The sequence below is a fragment of the Paraburkholderia sp. MM5477-R1 genome, from assembly GCF_050436385.1.
Lineage (GTDB): Bacteria > Pseudomonadota > Gammaproteobacteria > Burkholderiales > Burkholderiaceae > Paraburkholderia > Paraburkholderia tuberum.
Genome location: NZ_JBNDMC010000006.1, coordinates 87,604 through 107,846 on the forward strand (window position 1 = coordinate 87,604; position 20,243 = coordinate 107,846).

Here is a 20,243-nt window from a genome sequence, read left to right on the forward strand (position 1 = left end):
CCCCGTTTCCGCGCGAGCGCGGTGCCGGCTGCCCGCGCATTGGCACACGGTTTGCTCCTTTTCGCGACGAGTGACGACCAGTCCCGCGAGACCGGCGTCTGGCGTCAAAGCACCCGCGACTGGCCAGCGGCGCGACGATCTTTGCACTACATTGACCAGTACGTGCCCCCGCTGACGCATCGCGCGGTATCCGGCTCGGGAAGCCCAATGAGCGCTGTGATCGCATGCCAAGTGCATCCACACCGCAGCAGGACAACTCTGGAAACGACCGATGGAATCTCCAAACGGGTACGCGCCGCGGATTTACTTTTTTCATTCTCTTCTCGTCGGGCCCCTCGATGCCTGGCCCGCGCAGTTCGCTCATGCGGCCGGGCTCGGCTTCGATCATGCGTTGATGGGCGGGCTGTTCGAGCCCGGCCAGGCCGGCCATGGCCAGGTGGTCGGCAATCACGCTCGGCTGCATCCGGTGTTCGAGGCGCAGCATTCGGTGCACGACGCCGTGCGCATGCTCGCCGACGCCGCGCGCCGCAACAACCTGACGCTGCTGGTCGATCTCGTGATCGACCGCATGGCCGCCGACGGCGTGCTGTACAGCGAGCATTCGGACTGGTTTCACGCGCGTGAGTCCGAGCTCGCACGGCTCGATCCGCGCCACGTGCATCGCGAAGACAACGTTGCCTACGCGAATTTCGACGACCCCGCGACGAGTGCCTCGCTGAGCGTCTGGTGGACCCAGCAACTGCTCGCGCTCGCCGAGGCGGGTGTCGGCGGCTTCCGTTTCGATTCGCCGCATCGCGTGCCGGCTGCCGTATGGCGGCACCTCGGCGATGAAGTGCGAGCGAAGCATCCGCGCGTGCGCTTTCTCGCGGCAACGCCGGGCCTGTCGCGCGGCGATCTGCCCGGTCTCGAAGCAGCCGGCTTCGACAGCGCGTTTTCGTCGGTGCGCTGGTGGGATTTCCGTTCGAGCTGGATGGCCGAGGAGCATGCGGCGCTCGCGCGCGTTGGTGCGCCGATCGCCTTTCCCGAAGCGCCGTACGGTACGCGCCTCGCCGCCGAGCTGAGCGACGTGCATGATGCGGCGATCGTCGAGCGGGCGTATCGACGCGCGCTGTTCACGTCGGTTGCATTGGGCAGCGGCTGGATGATGCCGATGGGCTTCGAATACGGCATCGCCGAACCGATGTCGCAAACGCGCGGCGACGCCGCGCAGTTCGCCCGCGCCGCGCAGTCGCGCCGCTTCGATCTGAGCGCCGCCGTCACCCAGGCCAACGACTTCGCGCGCAACACGCCAACACTGCACGCGAACGGTGAATTGCGCCCATTGAGCGGCCCCGGCGCATCGGCCGCGGTTCTGCTGCGCGGCGACGCAGCCGATCTGCGCGACGCCAGCGAAGCCGTTCTGATCGTCGTGAATCCCGAACTCGGCGCGCCAGTGCGTGTCGATCCCGCGCGCTTCCTCGCGGGCGTGCCGGGCAGCTTTACGCGCTTCGCGCCGCTCGATGCGCGCGGCCGAACCGAACCCGCGGCACTCGTGCCGTTTGCGCTCGCGCCCGGTGCGGTGCGGCTGCTGCGCGCGTTCGCGGAGCAGCCGATCTGCCTCGCGCCGCCGATCGACAAGGCGAACAGCAAGCGCAGCGGCCGCAAGACAGTGCTCGACGCGATCGAAGCGCCGCGCGTCGCGATCGAGAGCGTGTCGCCGTCGGTGGAGAACGGTCGCTTCGCGGCCAAGCGCAGCGTCGGCGAGCGCGCGGAAATTCGCGCGGCGATCTTCGCCGAAGGTCACGACAAGATCGCGGCTGCCGTGCTGTGGCGCGCGGCCGACGAAACCGCGTGGCACGAAGAACTGATGTCGCCCGCGCCGCCGGCCGGGCTCGACTTGTGGAGCGCGCGCATTCCACTCGAGCGGATCGGCCGCTACGAGTTCACCGTGATCGCGTGGCGCGACGACTTCGCGTCGCTCGTCGAGCACATCCAGAAGAAGCTGAAGGCGAACCAGACCGTCGAGATAGAACTCGACGAAGCCGCGCATCTGTTCGCGCTCGTGCTCGCCGAAGTCGAGACGACCGAAGGCGCCGACAAGGAGCCGCTCGAACACATCGTGCGCGACTTCCAGAAGGCCGACGCCGAACAGAAGCTCGCAGTGATTCTCGCGCCCGCCACAGCGAAGGCAATGACCGCCGCGCGCCATCGCCCGTTTCTGAGCCGCGACCCCGTGATCTACAAGATCGACGCGGAACGCACGGCCGCCTATTTCGCGAGCTGGTACGAGATCTTCCCGCGCTCGATGAGCGACGACGAGTCGCGCCACGGCACGTTCGCGGACGTGAGCGCGAAGCTGCCGCGCATCCGCGACATGGGCTTCGACGTGCTGTACTTCCCGCCGATCCACCCGATCGGCCTCGCGAACCGCAAGGGCCGCAACAACACGCTGACCACGCAGCCGGGCGATGTGGGCAGTCCCTATGCGATCGGCGCCGCCGAGGGCGGTCACACCGCCGTGCATCCGCAACTCGGCACGCTCGACGATTTCAAGGCGATGCTCGCCGCCGCGCATGCGCATGGCCTCGAGATCGCGCTCGACTTCGCGATCCAGTGCTCGCCCGATCACCCGTGGCTGAAGGAGCATCCGACGTGGTTCGCGTGGCGCCCCGACGGCACGCTGCGCTACGCCGAGAATCCGCCGAAGAAGTATCAGGACATCGTCAACCCGGACTTCTACGCGCACGACGCCAAGCCCGGCCTGTGGCTCGCATTGCGCGACGTGATCCTGTTCTGGGTCGACGCAGGCGTGCGCATCTTCCGCGTCGACAATCCGCACACCAAGCCGCTGCCGTTCTGGGAATGGATGATCGCCGACGTGCGCGCGCGCCACCCCGACACGATCTTTCTCGCCGAAGCCTTCACGCGGCCGCGCATGATGAACCGGCTCGGCAAGATCGGCTTCTCGCAGTCGTACACGTACTTCACGTGGCGAGAGTCGAAGCGCGATTTCACCGAGTACATGGGCGAACTCACGCAGACCGGCGCGCGCGATTTCTATCGGCCGAACTTCTTCGTCAATACGCCGGACATCAACCCGCGCCATCTGCAATCGCAGGGACGCACGGGCTTTCTGATCCGCGCGGCGCTGGCCGCGACACTGGCCGGCCTGTGGGGCGTGTATAGCGGCTTCGAACTGTGCGAGGCCACCGCGCTGCCGAACAGCGAAGAGTATCTGGACTCCGAAAAGTATCAGTTGCGGGCGTGGGACTGGCACCGGCCCGGCAATATCGTCGGCGAGATCACCGCACTGAACCGCATCCGTCGCGCGAATCCGGCGCTGCAAACGCATCTCGGTCTCACGTTCCTCGCCGCGCACAACGACCACATCCTGTGCTTCGAGAAAGCGACCGAATCGCGCGACAACGTGATCGTCGTCGCGATCAATCTCGATCCGTTCAACGAACAGGGCGCGGACATCGAGTTGTCGTGGGACACGTTCCAGCGCTGGCATCTACACGATCACGCCACGCTCGAAGTGATCGACCAGATGACCGGCGCACGCTTCGAATGGCACGGACGCTGGCAACACGTGCGGCTCGGCTCGGGCCAACCCTTCTCGATCTGGCGAATCGCGCCGCTAGGCGGCCTGCCCGCCGATCGCCCCGAGGACAGCGACCACGATCCCGACAGCGCTCCTCACGCAGACGCTGTCAACCCAACCTGGATGGAAGGTGGAACATGAAGCGCGACGATCCAGCCCAAACCGCGCACGAGGCGCAAACGGCCGTGGCCGTCGGCACCGCGGCGAAGGTACGCACGCGCCGCCGCGGCAAACCCGCGGCCCTCAGCGACGATCCGCTGTGGTACAAGGACGCGATCATCTATCAGGTGCACATCAAGTCGTTCTTCGATGGGAACAACGACGGCGTCGGCGATTTCCCCGGTCTGATGGCCAAGCTCGACTACATCGCCGAGCTCGGCGTCAACGCGATCTGGCTGCTGCCGTTCTATCCGTCGCCACGCCGCGACGACGGCTACGACATCGCCGACTACCGCAACGTGCATCCCGACTACGGTCAGCTCGCGGACGTGCGGCGCTTCATCCAGGAAGCGCACGCGCGCGGCATCCGCGTGATCACCGAGCTCGTCATCAACCACACGTCGGATCAGCACCCGTGGTTCCAGCGCGCGCGGCGCGCGAAGCCCGGCTCGAACTATCGCAACTACTATGTGTGGTCCGATACCGATCAGAAGTACGCGGAGACTCGCATCATCTTCATCGACTCGGAGCCGTCGAACTGGACGCACGATCCGGTTGCGGGCGCGTACTACTGGCACCGCTTCTACTCGCACCAGCCCGATCTGAACTTCGACAATCCGGCGGTGTTGAAAGAGGTGCTGCAGGTGATGCGTTTCTGGCTCGACATGGGCATCGACGGGCTGCGGCTCGATGCGGTGCCATACCTCGTCGAACGTGAAGGCACCAACAACGAGAACCTGCCTGAGACGCACGAGGTCCTGAAGCGGATTCGCGCGACCATCGACGCCGAGTACCCGAACCGGATGCTGCTCGCCGAGGCGAACCAGTGGCCCGAGGACGTGAAGGAGTATTTCGGCAACGAAGACGAATGCCATATGGCGTTCCACTTCCCGCTGATGCCGCGCATCTACATGTCGATCGCGAGCGAAGACCGCTTCCCGATCACCGACATCATGAAGCAGACACCGGAACTCCCCGAATCGAACCAGTGGGCGATCTTCCTGCGCAATCACGACGAGCTGACGCTCGAAATGGTCACCGATTCCGAGCGTGACTATTTGTGGAACACCTATGCGAGCGATCGCCGCGCACGTTTGAATCTCGGCATTCGCCGCCGTCTCGCGCCGCTGATGGAGCGCGACCGCCGCCGCATCGAGCTGATCAACTCGCTGCTGCTGTCGATGCCCGGCACGCCGGTCATCTACTACGGAGACGAACTCGGCATGGGCGACAACATCCACCTCGGCGACCGCGACGGCGTGCGCACGCCGATGCAGTGGTCGTCGGATCGCAACGGCGGCTTCTCGCGCGCCGACCCTGAGCAACTGGTGCTGCCGCCCGTGATGGGTACGCTATACGGCTTCGACGCGGTCAACGTCGAAGCGCAGAGCCGCGACCCGCATTCGCTGCTGAACTGGACCCGCCGCATGCTTGCGACGCGGCGCGCGAAGCAGACCTTCGGACGCGGCACGATCCGCTTTTTGAAGCCTGAAAACCGCAAGATTCTCGCGTATCTGCGCGAGATGCCCGGCGCGGCGCCGATCCTGTGCGTCGCGAATCTGTCGCGCGCGCCGCAGGCGGTCGAGCTCGAACTGTCAGAATTCAACGGCTTCGTGCCGATCGAGATGACCGCCGATTCGGTGTTCCCCGCGATCGGTCAGCTGACCTATCTGCTGACGTTCCCGCCCTACGGCTTCCTGTGGTTCATGCTGTGCGAAGGCGGCGGGCGGCCGACATGGGCGCAGGCGCATTCCGTGCCGCTGCCCGAGTTCGTCACGATCGTGATCCGCGAAGGGCAATCCGGGCCGACTCCCGAAAACGTGCGGCTGCTGGAATCCGAGGTGCTGCCGTCGTGGCTGAGCCGGCGCCGCTGGTTCGCGTCGAAAGATCAGAAGATGCACGCGGTGCGGCTCGCCGCGCTGACCACGATCCCGAACGGCGGCTTCGCGTTCACCGAAATCGAAGTGGACGTCGGCAACCACACCGAACGCTACGTGGTACCGATCGCGCTCACATGGGGCGGCGAAACCACCACGCCGCTGTTCCTGCAATTGGCGCTTGCGCGCGTGCGGCGCGGCCGCACCGTCGGCCATCTGACCGACGCGTTCTCGCTGCCGATCTTCGCGCACAACGTGCTGCGCAAGCTGCGCGAGCGCGCGGTCGTGCCGACCGTGCAGAAGAGCGAGATCAAGTTCCTGCCGACCGAGCGCTTCGCCGAACTCGACGCTCTCGGGGAGCGGCCCGAGATTCGCTGGCTCGCGGCCGAACAGAGCAACAGCTCGCTGATCGTCGCCGATGCCGCGGTGCTGAAGCTGGTGCGGCGGCTCGTCAGCGGCATCCATCCGGAAGCGGAAATCAGCCGCTATCTGACGCAGCTCGGCTATGCGAACACCGCGCCGCTGTATGGCGAAGTGGTGCGCGTCGATCCCGAGGGCGTGCCGCATACGCTGGCGATCCTGCAGGGCTTTATCGACAATCAGGGCGATGCGTGGAACTGGTCGCTCGACTATCTGCGCCGCTCGGTCGACGAACTCGCGATCGCGATCGACACCGAAACGCAGACAGTACCCGATCGCACGAACGAGTCGATTCTGCTGGACGGTTACGGCGAACTCGCGGGCATCATCGGCCGCCGGCTCGGCGAGTTGCACGTCGCGCTCGCCACGCCGAGCGACGACCCCGCGTTCGCGCCGGAACCGGCCAACGCCAAACAGGTGAAGGCATGGGTCGAGGCGGCGAAGACGATGCTCGCGGCCGCGCTCGATCTGCTCGCGCCGCGCATCGCGGACATGAGCGACGCGGACACGAAGGGGCTTGCGCAAAGTCTGATCGATCGCCGCGCCGCGCTCGTCGAGGCCGTCGACAAGCTGGTGCCGGGCGACGCGGGCGCGTTGCGCATCCGCATCCATGGCGACTTCCATCTCGGCCAGGTACTGGTCGCGCACGGCGACGCGTACCTGATCGACTTCGAGGGCGAGCCCGCGCGTTCGCTCGACGAGCGTCGCCAGAAATCGAGCCCGTTGCGTGACGTGGCCGGTCTGATGCGCTCGTTCTCGTATGCGAGCGCAGCCGCGCAATCGACCACCGAAGGCGCGCCGCAACAGACCGCCGATCGCAAGCGCGCGCTGTTCGAACGCTTCCGCGCGCACGCGACCAGCGCGTTCCTCGCCGAATACCGCGCGGCCGCCGCGCAGTCGCCGACACCGCTCGTCGCGCCCGAATCCGAGGAAGCGCTGCTCGATCTGTTCCTGATCGAGAAGGCCGCCTACGAAATCCGCTACGAAGCGGCCAACCGACCGGCGTGGCTCGGCTTGCCGGTGCGCGGCCTCGCGGCGCTCGTGAGCCGGCTGCTCGGCGACACCGGTGCGCCGCCGCACAGCGTTCCGTCAACCCAGGCGCCTGGCGCGGCCACGCCGCCTAACCCGGCCGAGGGCGACTATGAGTGAGCATGATCCGGCCGCAGGCCTTCAACCCGTCGATATCGACGCGCTCGTCGAAGCGCGTCACCCCGATCCGTTTTCGCAGCTCGGGCTGCATCAGACGGACGCGGGGCCGATCGTGCGCGCGCTGCTGCCGAACGCCGCGCACGTCACCGTGATTTCGCGCGCTGATGGCGCGACGCTCGGCGAACTCGAACAACTGCGCCCTGGCCTGTTCGCGGGCCGCATCACGTCGGCGATGCCGTATCGCTTGCGCATCGACTGGCATGGTGTGGTGCAGGAAGTGGAGGATACCTATTCGTTTGCTCCGGTGCTCGGCGACGAGCCGCTCGAACGTCTCGCGCGCGGCGATCCGTACGCGGTGCTCGAATGTCTGGGCGCGCGGCCGGTCGACGTCGACGGTGTGCCGGGCGTGCGCTTTGCGGTGTGGGCGCCGAATGCGCGGCGCGTGTCGGTGGTCGGCGACTTCAATGCGTGGGACGGCCGCCGCCATCCGATGCGGCTGCGTCACCAGGCGGGCGTGTGGGAGCTGTTCGTGCCGCGCGTCGGCGCCGGCACGCGCTACAAGTACGAGCTGCTGTCGCGCGACGGCCATCCGCTGCCGCTGAAGGCCGACCCGTGCGCGATGCAGACGGAAAAGCCGCCGGGCACCGCATCGATCGTCGCACACGTCGACGAGATCGAGCAGTTTCCATGGAGCGATCACGAGTGGATCCAGTCGCGCGCCGAAAAGCAGACCGCGCGCACGCCGATCACGATCTACGAAGTGCACGCGGAGTCGTGGCTGCGCGTCGCCGAGGAAGGCCAGCGTGGTCTCGTCTGGGAAGAGCTCGCCGAGCGGCTGATCCCGTATGCGAAGAGCATGGGCTTCACGCACATCGAATTTCTGCCGATCGCCGAGCATCCGTTCGGCGGTTCGTGGGGCTATCAGCCGCTCGGGCAGTTCGCGCCGTCCGCGCGCTTCGGCAAGCCCGAGCAGTTCGCGCGTTTCGTCGATCGCGCGCACGAAGCAGGGCTCGGCGTGATTCTCGACTGGGTGCCCGCGCATTTCCCGAACGACGCGCATGGCCTGATCGATTTCGACGGCACGCCGCTCTACGAGCATGCCGATCCGCGCGAAGGCTATCACCAGGACTGGAACACGATGATCTACAACCTCGGCCGCAACGAGGTCAGCGCGTTCCTGATCGCGTCGGGGCTCGCGTGGTTGAAGCGCTATCACGTCGACGGCCTGCGCGTCGATGCGGTCGCGTCGATGCTGTATCGCGACTACTCCCGTGCGGCCGGCGAGTGGGTGCCGAACATCTATGGCGGCCGCGAGAATCTCGAATCGATCGCGTTCCTGAAGCGGTTGAATCACGAGGTCCGCTATGTGCCGGGCGCGCCCGGCGCGATGACGGTCGCCGAAGAATCGACCGCATGGCCGGGCGTGACCGCGCGCCTCGCGGACGGCGGCCTCGGCTTCGACTTCAAGTGGAACATGGGCTGGATGCACGACACCCTGCACTACATGCACGAAGACCCGATGTATCGCCAGTATCACCACCACAACATGACGTTCGGCATGGTGTACGCATATTCCGAGCACTTCGTGCTGCCGCTTTCGCACGACGAGGTGGTGCACGGCAAGGGCTCGCTGCTCGGCAAGATGCCCGGCGACCGCTGGCAGCGTTTCGCTAATCTGCGCGCGTACTTCGGTTTCATGTGGACGCACCCAGGCAAGAAGCTGCTGTTCATGGGCGGCGAATTCGGCCAGATGGCGGAGTTCGACCATGACGGCTCGCCGCATTGGCATCTTCTCGACGATTCGAACCACCACGGCGTGCAATTACTGGTGCGCGACCTGAACCATCTGTATCGCAACGAGCCCGCGCTGCATCTGCTCGACAGCGAACCGGGCGGCTTCGAATGGTTGATCGGCGACGACAGCGGCAACAGCGTGTTCGCCTATCGGCGCACCGACGGCGCGGGCCAGGAGTTCGTCGTGGTGTGCAACATGACGCCGGTGCCGCGGCTCGGCTATCGGCTCGGCATGCCGCGCGGCGGACGCTGGGTGGAAGTGCTGAATACCGATGCAGGCGTGTATGGCGGCTCGAACATGGGCAACGGCGGGCTGATTCATTCCGACCATGTATCGAGCCACGGCAGGCCACATTCCGCCGCGCTGATCTTGCCCCCGCTCGCGACGATCGTATTGCGCGCGGACTGAGAAAACGTGCCGTAACGCGGGCGCGCGGCGCACAGGCAGCCGCCGCGCGCCCGTTGCATGAAGACCCAGTCAGACCCGAGCTCCAGCTCGACAATCAGAACAGGAAAGGGAAATCATGTCGCATGCGTTGCCCGAGCGGTTGCTGCCCGGCTCGCCGTATCCGCTCGGCGCGAACTGGGATGGGCTGGGTGTCAACTTCGCGGTGTTCTCGGCCAATGCGCAGAAAATCGAGCTATGCCTGTTCGACTCAACCGGTCGCAAGGAGATTCGCCGCTTCACCATGCCCGAATGCACCGACGAGATCTGGCACGGCTATCTGCCGAACGCGCATCCGGGCACCGCGTACGGCTTTCGCGCGCATGGGCCGTATCAGCCGCATTTCGGGCATCGTTTCAATCCGCACAAGCTGCTGCTCGACCCGTATGCGCGCAAGCTCGTCGGGCAGTTTCGCTGGTCCGACGCGCTGTTCGGCTATCGCGTGCATTCGAATCGCGCGGACCTTTCAATCGACCGGCGCGATTCCGCGCCCGCGATGCCCAAGTGCGTCGTGATCGACGAGGCGTTCGACTCGTCGCACGACAGGCGGCCCGACGTGCCGTGGGGCGAAACCGTGATCTACGAAACGCACTTGCGCGGCGCGTCGATGCTGCGCTCCGATCTGCGCCAGCATGAACGCGGCACGTTCGCGGCGCTCGCGTCGCCGGAGTTCATCGAGCATTTGCTGAAGCTCGGCGTGACCGCGGTCGAGCTGCTGCCCGTGCACGCGTTTCTGAACGACCGCTTCCTCGTGGAGCGCGGCCTGCGCAATTACTGGGGCTACAACACGGCAGCGTTCTTCGCGCCGGAGCCGACCTATCTGAGCACGCACCGGCTCGACGAAATGCGCATCGCCGTGCGCCAGCTGCACGCGGCCGGCATCGAGGTGATTCTCGACGTGGTCTACAACCACACTTGCGAAAGCAATGAGATGGGCCCGACCATTTCATGGCGCGGCCTCGACAATGCCAGCTATTACCGGCTGATTCCCGGCGACGAGCGTCACCATATCAACGACACGGGCTGCGGCAACACGGTCAATCTGCCGCATCCGCGCGTGCTGCAGATGGTGATGGATTCACTGCGCTACTGGTCGACCGCGTTCAATATCGACGGCTTCCGTTTCGATCTCGGCGTGACGCTCGGGCGCGAAAGCCACGGCTTCGATCCGGGCTCGGGCCTGTTCGACGCGTTGCGCCAGGACCCGGTGCTATCGCAACGCAAGCTGATTTCCGAGCCATGGGATCTCGGCCCTGGCGGCTATCAGCTCGGCAATCATCCGCCGGGATTCAGCGAATGGAACGACCGTTTCCGTGACACGGTGCGACGTTTCTGGCGTGGCGATGCCGGCCTGCGGCCCGACCTCGCCGCGCGCCTGACCGGTTCGGCCGATCTGTTCAACCGGCGGCATCGCAAGCCGTGGGCGTCGATCAACTTCGTCACGTCGCATGACGGCTTCACCTTGGCCGATGTCACCGCGTACGAGCAGAAGCACAACGAAGCCAACCTGGAAGACAACAACGACGGCCACAACGAGAATTGCAGCCGCAATTGGGGTCTCGAAGGCGCGACCGACGACCCCGCGATCCTCGCGACCCGCCGTCGCGTGTCGCGCTCGCTGATCGCGACACTGATGATCACGCTCGGCACGCCGATGCTGCTGGCCGGCGACGAAGCGCTGCGCACGCAGCGCGGCAACAACAATGCGTACTGTCAGGATAACGACCTATCCTGGATCGACTGGGACCTCGCGGATTCGCCGGAAGGTCAGCGCATGACCGAGTTCGTCGCGCGCGTGATCGGATTGCGCAAGCGCCATCCGCTGCTGCGTGAAACGCGCTTTCTGTTCGGCGACCGCGAAGTGCTGCCCGGCCTGTTCGACGTCGGCTGGTTCGACGAACACGGCGATCCGCTGACGATCGAAGCGTGGCAGGACCCGGAGGGACGCGCGTTCACGTTGCGTCGCGCGGGTCCGGGCCTGAATGGCGAAACCGAAGTATTGTTACTGATGCTCAACGCTCACGAGGAACCGCTGCAGTTCGCGCCTCCCGCGCCGCACCTGGAATGGCATGTGCTGTTAGACACGGCCGATCCGGAACGCGCGCCGCAGCGGCTCGCGACGGCCGAACTCGAGGTCGCCGCGCACGGCCTCGTGATACTCGCCGCGCAACCGACCGGTGAAGCGGATTGGCAAGCCGGCTGGGTGGCTGGCGCGCAGCACGGGCCGCGGCTGTTGACCGCGCTGCCGCCCGATCCGGGCGCGCAGACCGCAAACGATGTTGGTTCGCAATGAACGATGCACTGCGGCGACCTGGTTCGAGCATGGACAAATCGCGCCGCAGCCGGGGTGGCAAGAATGTTGCGACGCAATGCCTGCTTGCGTTGCGTCGCATTGCCGTCCAGGCTCGTTAGCAGATTCGAATGGTGAAGACATGTCTGAAAGTCCGATTGATCCTCACACGCATCATTACGCGCACTGCCTGCCGTTCAGCGCGCAGTTGATCGGCGCGAGCGGCACGCGACCGCGCACGCGGTTCCGTTTTTGGGCACCGTCGTGCAGCAGCGTGCAGGTGGTGGTCGAAAACGGCCCCGCGCAAGGCACGCACGACATGGCTCCGACCGGCAACGGCTGGTTCGAGACCACCGTGGAGAGCGGCGCGGGCACGCTGTATCGGTTCCAGCTCGACGACGGGCAGGCGGTGCCCGATCCGGCCTCGCGGTTCCAGCCGCGGGACGTGCACGGCCCGAGCGAGGTCATCGATCCGCGCGCCTACCATTGGGAACACACCGAATGGCACGGCCGGCCCTGGGAAGAAACGGTGCTGTACGAATTGCACGTCGGTGCGATGGGCGGGTATGCGGGCGTGCAAAAGCGCCTGCCCGAGCTCGCCGCGCTCGGCGTCACCGCCATCGAACTGATGCCGTTGAACGACTTTCCCGGTCGTCGCAACTGGGGTTACGACGGCGTGTTGCCGTACGCGCCCGACTCCGCATACGGCCGCCCCGACGAACTGAAGGCGCTGATCGACGCCGCGCATGGTGTGGGCCTGATGGTGTTTCTCGACGTCGTCTACAACCACTTCGGACCGGACGGCAACTATCTGCATAGTTACGCGGAGCCGTTTTTCCGCGCAGGCGTGAACACGCCGTGGGGCCCCGCGATCGACTTCGAGCGCAGCGAAGTCAGCGACTTCTTCACCGACAACGCCGTCTACTGGATCAACGAGTACCGCTTCGACGGACTGCGCTTCGATGCGGTGCATGCGATCGACAATCCCGGGTGGCTGCGCGAGCTGTCGGACCATATCCGCGCGCGCGTGCAGCAGGGCCGTCACGTGCATCTGGTGGTCGAAAACGAGCACAACAGCGCGAGCCTGCTCGGCGCGCATTTCGACGCGCAATGGAACGACGACGCGCACAACACGCTGCACGTGCTGCTGACCGGCGAAACCGAAGGCTATTACCACGCGTATGCCAACGAACCGATTCGCCGGCTCGCGCGAGTGCTGGCCGAAGGCTTCGCGTATCAGGGCGAGCCATCGCCGCTGCACGATGGTGCGCCGCGTGGCGAAGCGAGCGCGCATCTGCCGCCGACGTCGTTCGTGATGTTTTTGCAGAACCACGATCAGATCGGCAACCGTGCGTTCGGCGAACGTCTGCGCAAGCTGACCTCGGATGACGCGCTGCGCGCCGCGACCGCGTTGCTGTTGCTGTCGCCGCAAATTCCGCTGCTGTTCATGGACGAGGAGCATGGTTCGACGCAACCGTTCCTGTTTTTCACCGATTACACCGGCGATCTCGCCGACGCCGTGCGCGAAGGGCGACGCCGTGAATTCGCCCGCTTTGCCGCGTTCAGCGATGAGAAACGCCGCGCGCAGATTCCCGATCCGAACGATGCCCAGACCTTCGCCGCCTCGTCGCCACCCGCGCCCGATGTACAGCCGACGCCGGATCGGCTCGACTGGATGCATTACTACAAGTCCGCGCTCGCGGTGCGCGCGAAGCTGATCACGCCGCGCCTGAAACATACGAAGGCGTGCGGCGCGACCGTGCTGCGCGATGCCGGCGGCGGCGACGCGAACGCGCTGATCGCGCGCTGGAAACTCGGCGATGGCGAAACGCTGTCGATCGCGCTGAATCTGTCGCAGCAGAACGTCGCGTTCGACGCCATCCCCGACGGCAAGATCATTTTCGAAACACCGCCGCGCGCGCGCGAACAGGCCGACGCGCGGGTGTTGCCCGCGCATGCGTGCATCGCGTGGCTGACCGGCGACATCAACGAATTCGCGAGCCGCCACGATGCGCGCATCGCATCGCACGAGGAGCAGCGCGCGTGACGACCCGACGCCCCAACGACAGGCTTGCCGCGCTCGCCACCCGCGCAGGCTTCGAGGTGGAGTGGCAGGACGCGCACCATCATACGCAGCACGTGCCGGAGAAGACTCTTGGCACGCTGCTCGAACGCATGGGTCTGCCGTGCGGCAACGCCACGGATATCCGCCACAGCGCCGCTGCTCTGGAGGCCGAACTATCGGGCCGTAGGCTGCCGCCGCTGATGACCGCGGTGATCGGGCGTGGCATCGCGCTGCCCGCGGCCGCGGTCAGGTCGGGCAGCCATTACCGGATCGAGCTGGAGAGCGGCTCGATCATCGACGGCCGCTTTACCGCGCCGAAAGGCGAGGAAGCGCTGCTCGCGCCGATCGACGAAACCGGCTATCACACGCTCGTGATCAACGACCAGCGCATGACGCTCGCGGTCGCGCCGCCGCGCTGCTACACCGTCGCCGACGCATGGCGCACGCTGCATGGCGGCGGCGGCGACGGAGAAGGCGAACGCGAAGCCGCGCCGCCCGCGCCGCCGCTGTGGGGCATCGCCGCGCAACTGTATGGCTTGCGCCGCACCGGCGACGGCGGCATCGGCGACTACACGGCGCTCGCGCAGCTTGCGCGGCACGGCGCGCAGCGCGGCGCGCACGCGCTCGCCGTCAGTCCGACCCACGCGATGTTCAGCGCGCAGCCCGAGCGCTTCAGCCCGTACGCGCCGTCGTCCCGTTTATGGCTCAACGTCACGCATATCGATCCGGCCGCGGTGTTCGGCGCGGATGCGTCCGCGTGCGCATCGGCGCAGGCCGGCAACGCGTGGTCCAAATACGAAGAGCTGCCGCTGATCGATTGGCCGCACGCGACCCCGCTGAAGCTCACGGTTTTGCGCGCGCTGTACGAGCAGTTCAGCGCCAACGAGCGCCCGCAGCACTCGCCGCGCGCGCTCGAATTTGACGGCTTCTGCGAACGCGCGGGGCGCGCGCTCGAAGATCATGCGCGCTTCGAAGCGCTGCAGGCCGCGCAGCTCGCGCAAGGCGGCGACGGCCATTGGCGCAACTGGCCCGATGCGTTGCGCGACCCACGCAGCCCCGAAGTCGAGGCGTTCGCCGCCGCGCATCGCGACGAGGTCGACTTTCATCTGTTCCTGCAGTGGCTGGCATCGCGCGGGCTGTTGCACGCTCAGCACACCGCGCGCGAAGCCGGCATGGCGGTCGGCCTGATCGCCGATCTCGCGGTGGGTTGCGACAGCGCCGGCAGTCATGCGTGGTCCTATCCCGACGACATGCTGCAGGGCGTGTCGGTCGGCGCGCCGCCCGATCTCTTCAACCAGGCCGGCCAGTCGTGGGGACTCACGACCTTTTCGCCGCGCGCGATGCGCACACAAGGCTTCGCCGCGTTCATCGACATGCTGCGCGCGGCGTTCGCGCATGCCGGCGGCATCCGCATCGATCACATCCTCGGCTTGCGGCGTCTGTGGCTCGTGCCCGAAGGCGAAAGCGCGCGCAATGGCGCATATCTGCGCTATCCGTTCGAAGACCTGCTGCGGCTGATCGCGCTCGAATCGTGGCGGCATCGCTCGATCGTGATCGGCGAGGACCTCGGCACCGTGCCGTCCGGGTTTCGGGAGCGGCTCGACGAGCACGGCATCGAGGGGATTCGCGTGCTGTGGTTCGAAGGCGCCCCCGACGGCAACGGCTTCAAGGCGCCGGCCGATTGGGACCGCTACGCGGTCGGCACGACGACCACGCACGATCTGCCGACCGTCGCCGGCTGGTGGCGCGGCAGCGACATCATGTGGCGCAACCGCATCGGCCAGACGATGGCGCGCGCCGACGGGCGCGATCCCGAGGAAGCGGCGCTCGAAGAGCGCGCGCAGCAGCGCGCCGACTTGTGGCGCGCGTTCCAGCAAGCGGGCGTGGCCGCGCCCGAGGTCGCGCCGCCGGACGCCGACAACGCGCCGGTCGACGAAGCGCTCGCATTCGTCGCCGCGACACCCGGGCCGCTCGTCACGTTTCCGCTCGAAGACCTGCTCGCGCTCGACGAGCAGCCGAACCTGCCGGGCTCGATCGACGAACATCCGAACTGGCGGCGCCGCATGACGCTGCCCGTCGACGCGATGTTCGACGACCCCGTGTTCACCGACCGCCTGCTGGCCGTCGACGGCGCGCGCCGCGCCGCCGCGCGTTCATCTAACACTTCCGCGGAGCCTGACACGCCATGACCGTTCCACGCTCCACACTGCGCCTCCAGTTCCATCGAGGCTTCACGTTCGACGACGCCGCGCGGCACATCGACTACTTCGCCGCGCTCGGCATCAGCCACCTGTACGCGTCGCCGATCACGACGGCCGAGCCCGGCTCGATGCACGGCTACGACACCGTCGATTACACCGAGGTCAGTGCCGAATACGGCGGCGAGGCGGGCCTGAAGCACCTCGTCGACAAGCTGCGCGCGCACGACATGGGGCTCATCGTCGACATGGTGCCGAATCATATGGGCGTCGGCGGATCGAGCAACGCGTGGTGGCTCGACATCCTCGAATGGGGCCGCCACAGCGCGTATGCGCGTCATTTCGACGTCGACTGGCATTCGCCCGATCCCGCGCTGCGCGGCAAGGTGCTGCTGCCGACGCTCGGCGCGTCGTACGGCGAAGAACTGGCGGCGGGCCGCATCGGGCTGCATTTCGCGGCCGACAGCGGACGCTTTCATATCGGCTACGGTCCGCACGTGTTCCCGATCTGCCCGGTCGATTACGCGGCCATCCTGCAAGGCGCCGACCGCGCCGATCTGAGCGCGCTCGCGAATCGCTTTCAGGGGCTCACCACGCAGCCCGCCGATCAGCCGCGCGCCGCCGAGGCGCGTGACGCGCTGCGCGAGTTCGTCGCGCGCGAAGGCGAGTCGGCGATCGAGTTCGTGCTGGAGACTTACGCGCCTGAGGATCCGGTCACGCGCGACCGGCTGCATCGGCTGATCGAGCGGCAGCATTTCCGGCTCGCGTGGTGGCGCACCGCCTCCGACGAAGTGAACTGGCGGCGCTTCTTCGACATCTCGACGCTCGCCGGCGTGCGCGTCGAGCGGCCCGAGGTGTTCGAGGCGGTGCACGCGCTGATCTTTCGCCTCTATCGCGAAGGGCTCGTCCACGGCTTGCGGATCGATCACATCGACGGGCTCGCCGAGCCGCGCGAATACTGCCAGCGTTTGCGCCAACGGCTCAGCGAGTTGCGCGACACCGCGCCGTATGTGGTGGTGGAGAAGATTCTCGGCCGTGGCGAGCCGTTGCGCGACGACTGGCCCGTCGACGGCACGACCGGCTACGACTTCATGAACGACGTCGGCGCGCTGCTGCACGATCCGGCCGGCGCGGACCCGCTCGCCGGTACGTGGGCCGAGCTCACCGGCCGCAGCGCGCGCTTCGCCGATGAAGCGCACGCGGCGCGGCGCAAGATTCTCGCGGAAAACTTCTCCGCGGAACTGGACCGCGCGGCGCGCGCGCTGCATCGGATCGCACGCGATTCGCTGAGCACGCGCGACTTCACGTACCCGGCGCTGCGCCGCGTGCTGACCGAACTGGTCGTGCATTTCCCCGTGTACCGCATGTATCCGCTGGGCGGACTGCGCAGCGCCGCCGACAACGTCTATTTCGAGGAGGCGCTCGCGGGCGCGCGCGCTTCGCTGCCGCGCTCGGACCATGCGGCGCTCGAGCGCGTGAATGCGTGGCTCGGCGGCAGCGCCGAAGAGGCCCCGCCCGCGCGGCCCGGCGCGCAGTCGCAGCAGCAGGCGCAAGGCGGCGGAGCGCCGCCGCATGCGGGCTCGTCCCGGCGCAGCGCGCAAACGCTGTTTTCGCAGCTGACCGCGCCGCTCGCCGCCAAGGCGATCGAGGACACCGCGTGCTATCGCTACGGCCGTCTGCTGTCGCGCAACGAAGTCGGCTCGGACCCGGGCGAGTTCGCGCTGTCGGTGGAGCAGTTTCATGCGGGCAATCTCGAGCGCGCGCAACGTTTTCCTCATGCGATGCTTGCGACCGCCACGCACGATCACAAGCGCGGTGAAGATGTGCGCGCGCGGCTCGCGGTGCTCAGCGAGATCGCCGACGAATGGGGCGCGACGTTGCGTGCATGGTCGACGTTGAACGCGCCGCAGCGTCGAGCGCTCGACGGCACGCCGATCAACAGCGTGAGCCAGGACAAGAGCGACGCATGGGCTCCCGGCCCCGCCGCCGAGGCGATGCTGTATCAAACGCTGGTGGGCTGCTGGCCGCCGCCGCTGCGCGCCGACGACGAAGCCGGCGTCAAGGAGCTGGCCGAGCGGGTCGCGCAATGGCAGTTGAAGGCGCTGCGCGAGGCGAAGCTGCAAACCAGCTGGCTTGCGCCCGACGAAGCCTACGAAGCCGGCTGCCGCGAATTCCTGTTCGGCATCCTTGCGCCGCAGCGGCGCGACGCCTTTCTGAAGGAGCTGTCAGCGTTCGTCGAGCGCATTGGTCGCGCGGGCGCGCTCAACAGCCTGCAGCAGACGGTGTTGCGCGTGGCGTCGCCTGGGATCCCTGATCTTTATCAAGGCACCGAGCTGTGGGACTTCAGCCTCGTCGATCCGGACAATCGGCGGCCCGTCGATTTCGCGAAACGCGAGGCGTGGCTGCCGCAGACGCAAACGCCGCCGTCGGAATTTCTGGCGGACTGGCGCGACGGGCGCGTAAAGCTCGCGGTGATCCAGCGCGTGCTGGCGTTGCGCGCGCATCTGCCGGAGCTACTGAGTCAGGGCGCGTATCTGCCGCTCACGGTGCGCGGCGCGCATGCGTCGAGTGTGATCGCGTTCGCGCGGCGGCATGGCAATGCGTGGGCCGTGGTGATTGCCAGCCGGTTGGCCGCGCGACTGCTTGGCGATGATGCTGGTCTGCCGCTCGTCGAGCCGGCGCAATGGGCGGATACGGCCATCGAAATGCCGCCCGATCTGTCGGCGCGTGCGCTGTTCGATTGGCTGAGCCCCGCCGCGCCGAAAGTCGACGATCACGGGCTGCTGTATCTGCGCGACGCGCTCGCCGCGATGCCGGTCGCGGTGTTGGTGGAGGATGGGGTGCCTCGAAGCTGAGGCGGTCAAAGAGGGTTGAGGCTTCGGGTTGGCTCGGGCCTCAACCGCCTTCGTCGTCGAACAGCTTCGGATACACGCGCACGAGCACGATGCGCGGTCCCTTCATCTTCTTGACCACGACGTCGAAGTCTTCGAACTCGACGCGCTGCCCTTCGCTCGGCAGATCGTTGAGCGCCTGGATCACGAGCCCGCCCACCGATTCGGCCTTGCCTTCATCGATGTCGATACCCAGAGCACGTTCGAGCGACACCACCGGCAAGCTGCCCTTGCCCATCAGCGTGCCGTCGTCCATGCGGGTCCAGTCGGCGTCGCCCTGGCGGAATTCATCGTGGATCTGCCCGACCAGCGCGCCGAGCAGGTTGTCGAGCGTCAGGAAGCCGATCGGTTTCGCGTTCTTGTGGCCGACCAGCGCGAAGTGCGGCGCGCCCTTGCGAAAGCGCCGGAACAGATCGAGAGCCGGCATGTCCGGCTTCACGTACTGCACGGGGCGGACGTAGCGCGACAGGTCGTCGAGCGTGCTGCCCGCCTGGCGCGCGAGCAGCAGGTCCTTCAGATGGATCATGCCGGCCACGCGTTCGCCGGATGCATCCTCGAACAGCGGATAGCGGCTGAAGCGGTGCCGCGCGACCACCTGCATGTTGTCGCGCAACGGTAGATCGCGCCGCAGGCACACCATTTCATGCGACGGCCGCATCAGGTCCGATACGGTCATTCGCGAGAAGTCGAGCGAGTGCGCGATCGTGTTCCATTCGTCCTGGCTGTACGCGCCGGTCGACGCACCGAGTTCGCTCGCGACGTTCGCGCGGCGGCCGCGCAGGATCAGCTTGAGTTCCTCGGTCGAGTAATGCGAGTCGTGACCCTGGTCGGTATCGAGCCCCGCGGCCTTCAGCACCGCGTTCGCGCTCGTGTTGAGCAGCCAGATGGCCGGGTACATGGCCCAGTAGAAACCGTACAGCGGCGTCGCGGTCCACAGCGAAATTTTCTCCGCCTCGCGAATCGCGAGCGACTTCGGCGCGAGTTCGCCGACCACGATATGCAGGAACGAAATACACGAAAACGCGAAGAACAGTGAAATGCCATGCATCAGCTTCTCGGACTCGACGCCGATCACGGTGAAAAGCGGCATCAGCAGTTGCGCGAACGCTGGTTCGCCGATCCAGCCGAGGCCGAGCGACGCGAGCGTGATGCCGAGCTGACACGCCGACAGATACGCGTCGAGCTGTCCGTGCACCTTCGCGAGCAGACGTCCGCGCATGCCATGCTGGGTGGCAAGGCTTTGCACGCGGGTCTGCCGCAGTTTGACCAGACCGAATTCGGCGGCGACGAAAAAGCCGTTGAGTGCAACCAGAAACATTGCACCGATAAGAGCGACAACCTGGATCAAAGCGACGGGCTCCGGCAACAAAAG

General features: G+C 66.7%; 8 protein-coding genes. 7 read left to right on the top strand and 1 reads right to left on the bottom strand.

Annotated features, from left to right (window positions below; all coding sequences use genetic code 11):
* Nucleotides 1-271 precede the first annotated feature (271 nt).
* The 7 genes from OKW35_RS18760 (at nucleotide 272) to treY (ending at nucleotide 18,835) form a co-directional block, all read left to right on the top strand.
* Complete coding sequence (locus tag OKW35_RS18760) at nucleotides 272-3,724, top strand: maltotransferase domain-containing protein (RefSeq protein ID WP_429552844.1); 3,453 nt, start codon at nucleotides 272-274, stop codon at nucleotides 3,722-3,724.
* The gene (gene treS / locus OKW35_RS18765; protein ID WP_184057521.1) at nucleotides 3,721-7,188 is read left to right on the top strand and encodes a maltose alpha-D-glucosyltransferase; all 3,468 of its coding nucleotides are present in this window, start codon (nucleotides 3,721-3,723) and stop codon (nucleotides 7,186-7,188) included. Before OKW35_RS18760 ends, treS begins: the two co-directional genes overlap by 4 nt.
* Entirely contained in the window at nucleotides 7,181-9,391 is a 2,211-nt protein-coding gene (gene glgB, locus OKW35_RS18770) for a 1,4-alpha-glucan branching protein GlgB (protein ID WP_429552845.1), read from the top strand. The genes treS and glgB overlap by 8 nt, the downstream gene beginning before the upstream one ends.
* 115 nt (nucleotides 9,392-9,506) lie before the next feature.
* The gene (glgX, locus tag OKW35_RS18775) at nucleotides 9,507-11,720 is read left to right on the top strand and encodes a glycogen debranching protein GlgX (protein WP_184057525.1); all 2,214 of its coding nucleotides are present in this window, start codon (nucleotides 9,507-9,509) and stop codon (nucleotides 11,718-11,720) included.
* A gap of 139 nt (nucleotides 11,721-11,859) precedes the next feature.
* Complete coding sequence (gene treZ, locus OKW35_RS18780) at nucleotides 11,860-13,764, top strand: malto-oligosyltrehalose trehalohydrolase (RefSeq protein ID WP_429552846.1); 1,905 nt, start codon at nucleotides 11,860-11,862, stop codon at nucleotides 13,762-13,764.
* Nucleotides 13,761-15,971, top strand: a complete 2,211-nt coding sequence (gene malQ / locus OKW35_RS18785; protein WP_429552847.1) for a 4-alpha-glucanotransferase — start codon at nucleotides 13,761-13,763, stop codon at nucleotides 15,969-15,971. The genes treZ and malQ overlap by 4 nt, the downstream gene beginning before the upstream one ends.
* A complete protein-coding gene (gene treY / locus OKW35_RS18790) occupies nucleotides 15,968-18,835 on the top strand; it encodes a malto-oligosyltrehalose synthase (RefSeq protein WP_429552848.1) in 2,868 nt (955 codons plus the stop codon). The genes malQ and treY overlap by 4 nt, the downstream gene beginning before the upstream one ends.
* A gap of 40 nt (nucleotides 18,836-18,875) precedes the next feature.
* On the opposite strand, the gene OKW35_RS18795 is transcribed toward treY, so the two are convergent.
* A complete protein-coding gene (locus OKW35_RS18795; RefSeq protein ID WP_184057533.1) occupies nucleotides 18,876-20,219 on the bottom strand; it encodes a hemolysin family protein in 1,344 nt (447 codons plus the stop codon).
* Nucleotides 20,220-20,243 lie beyond the last annotated feature (24 nt).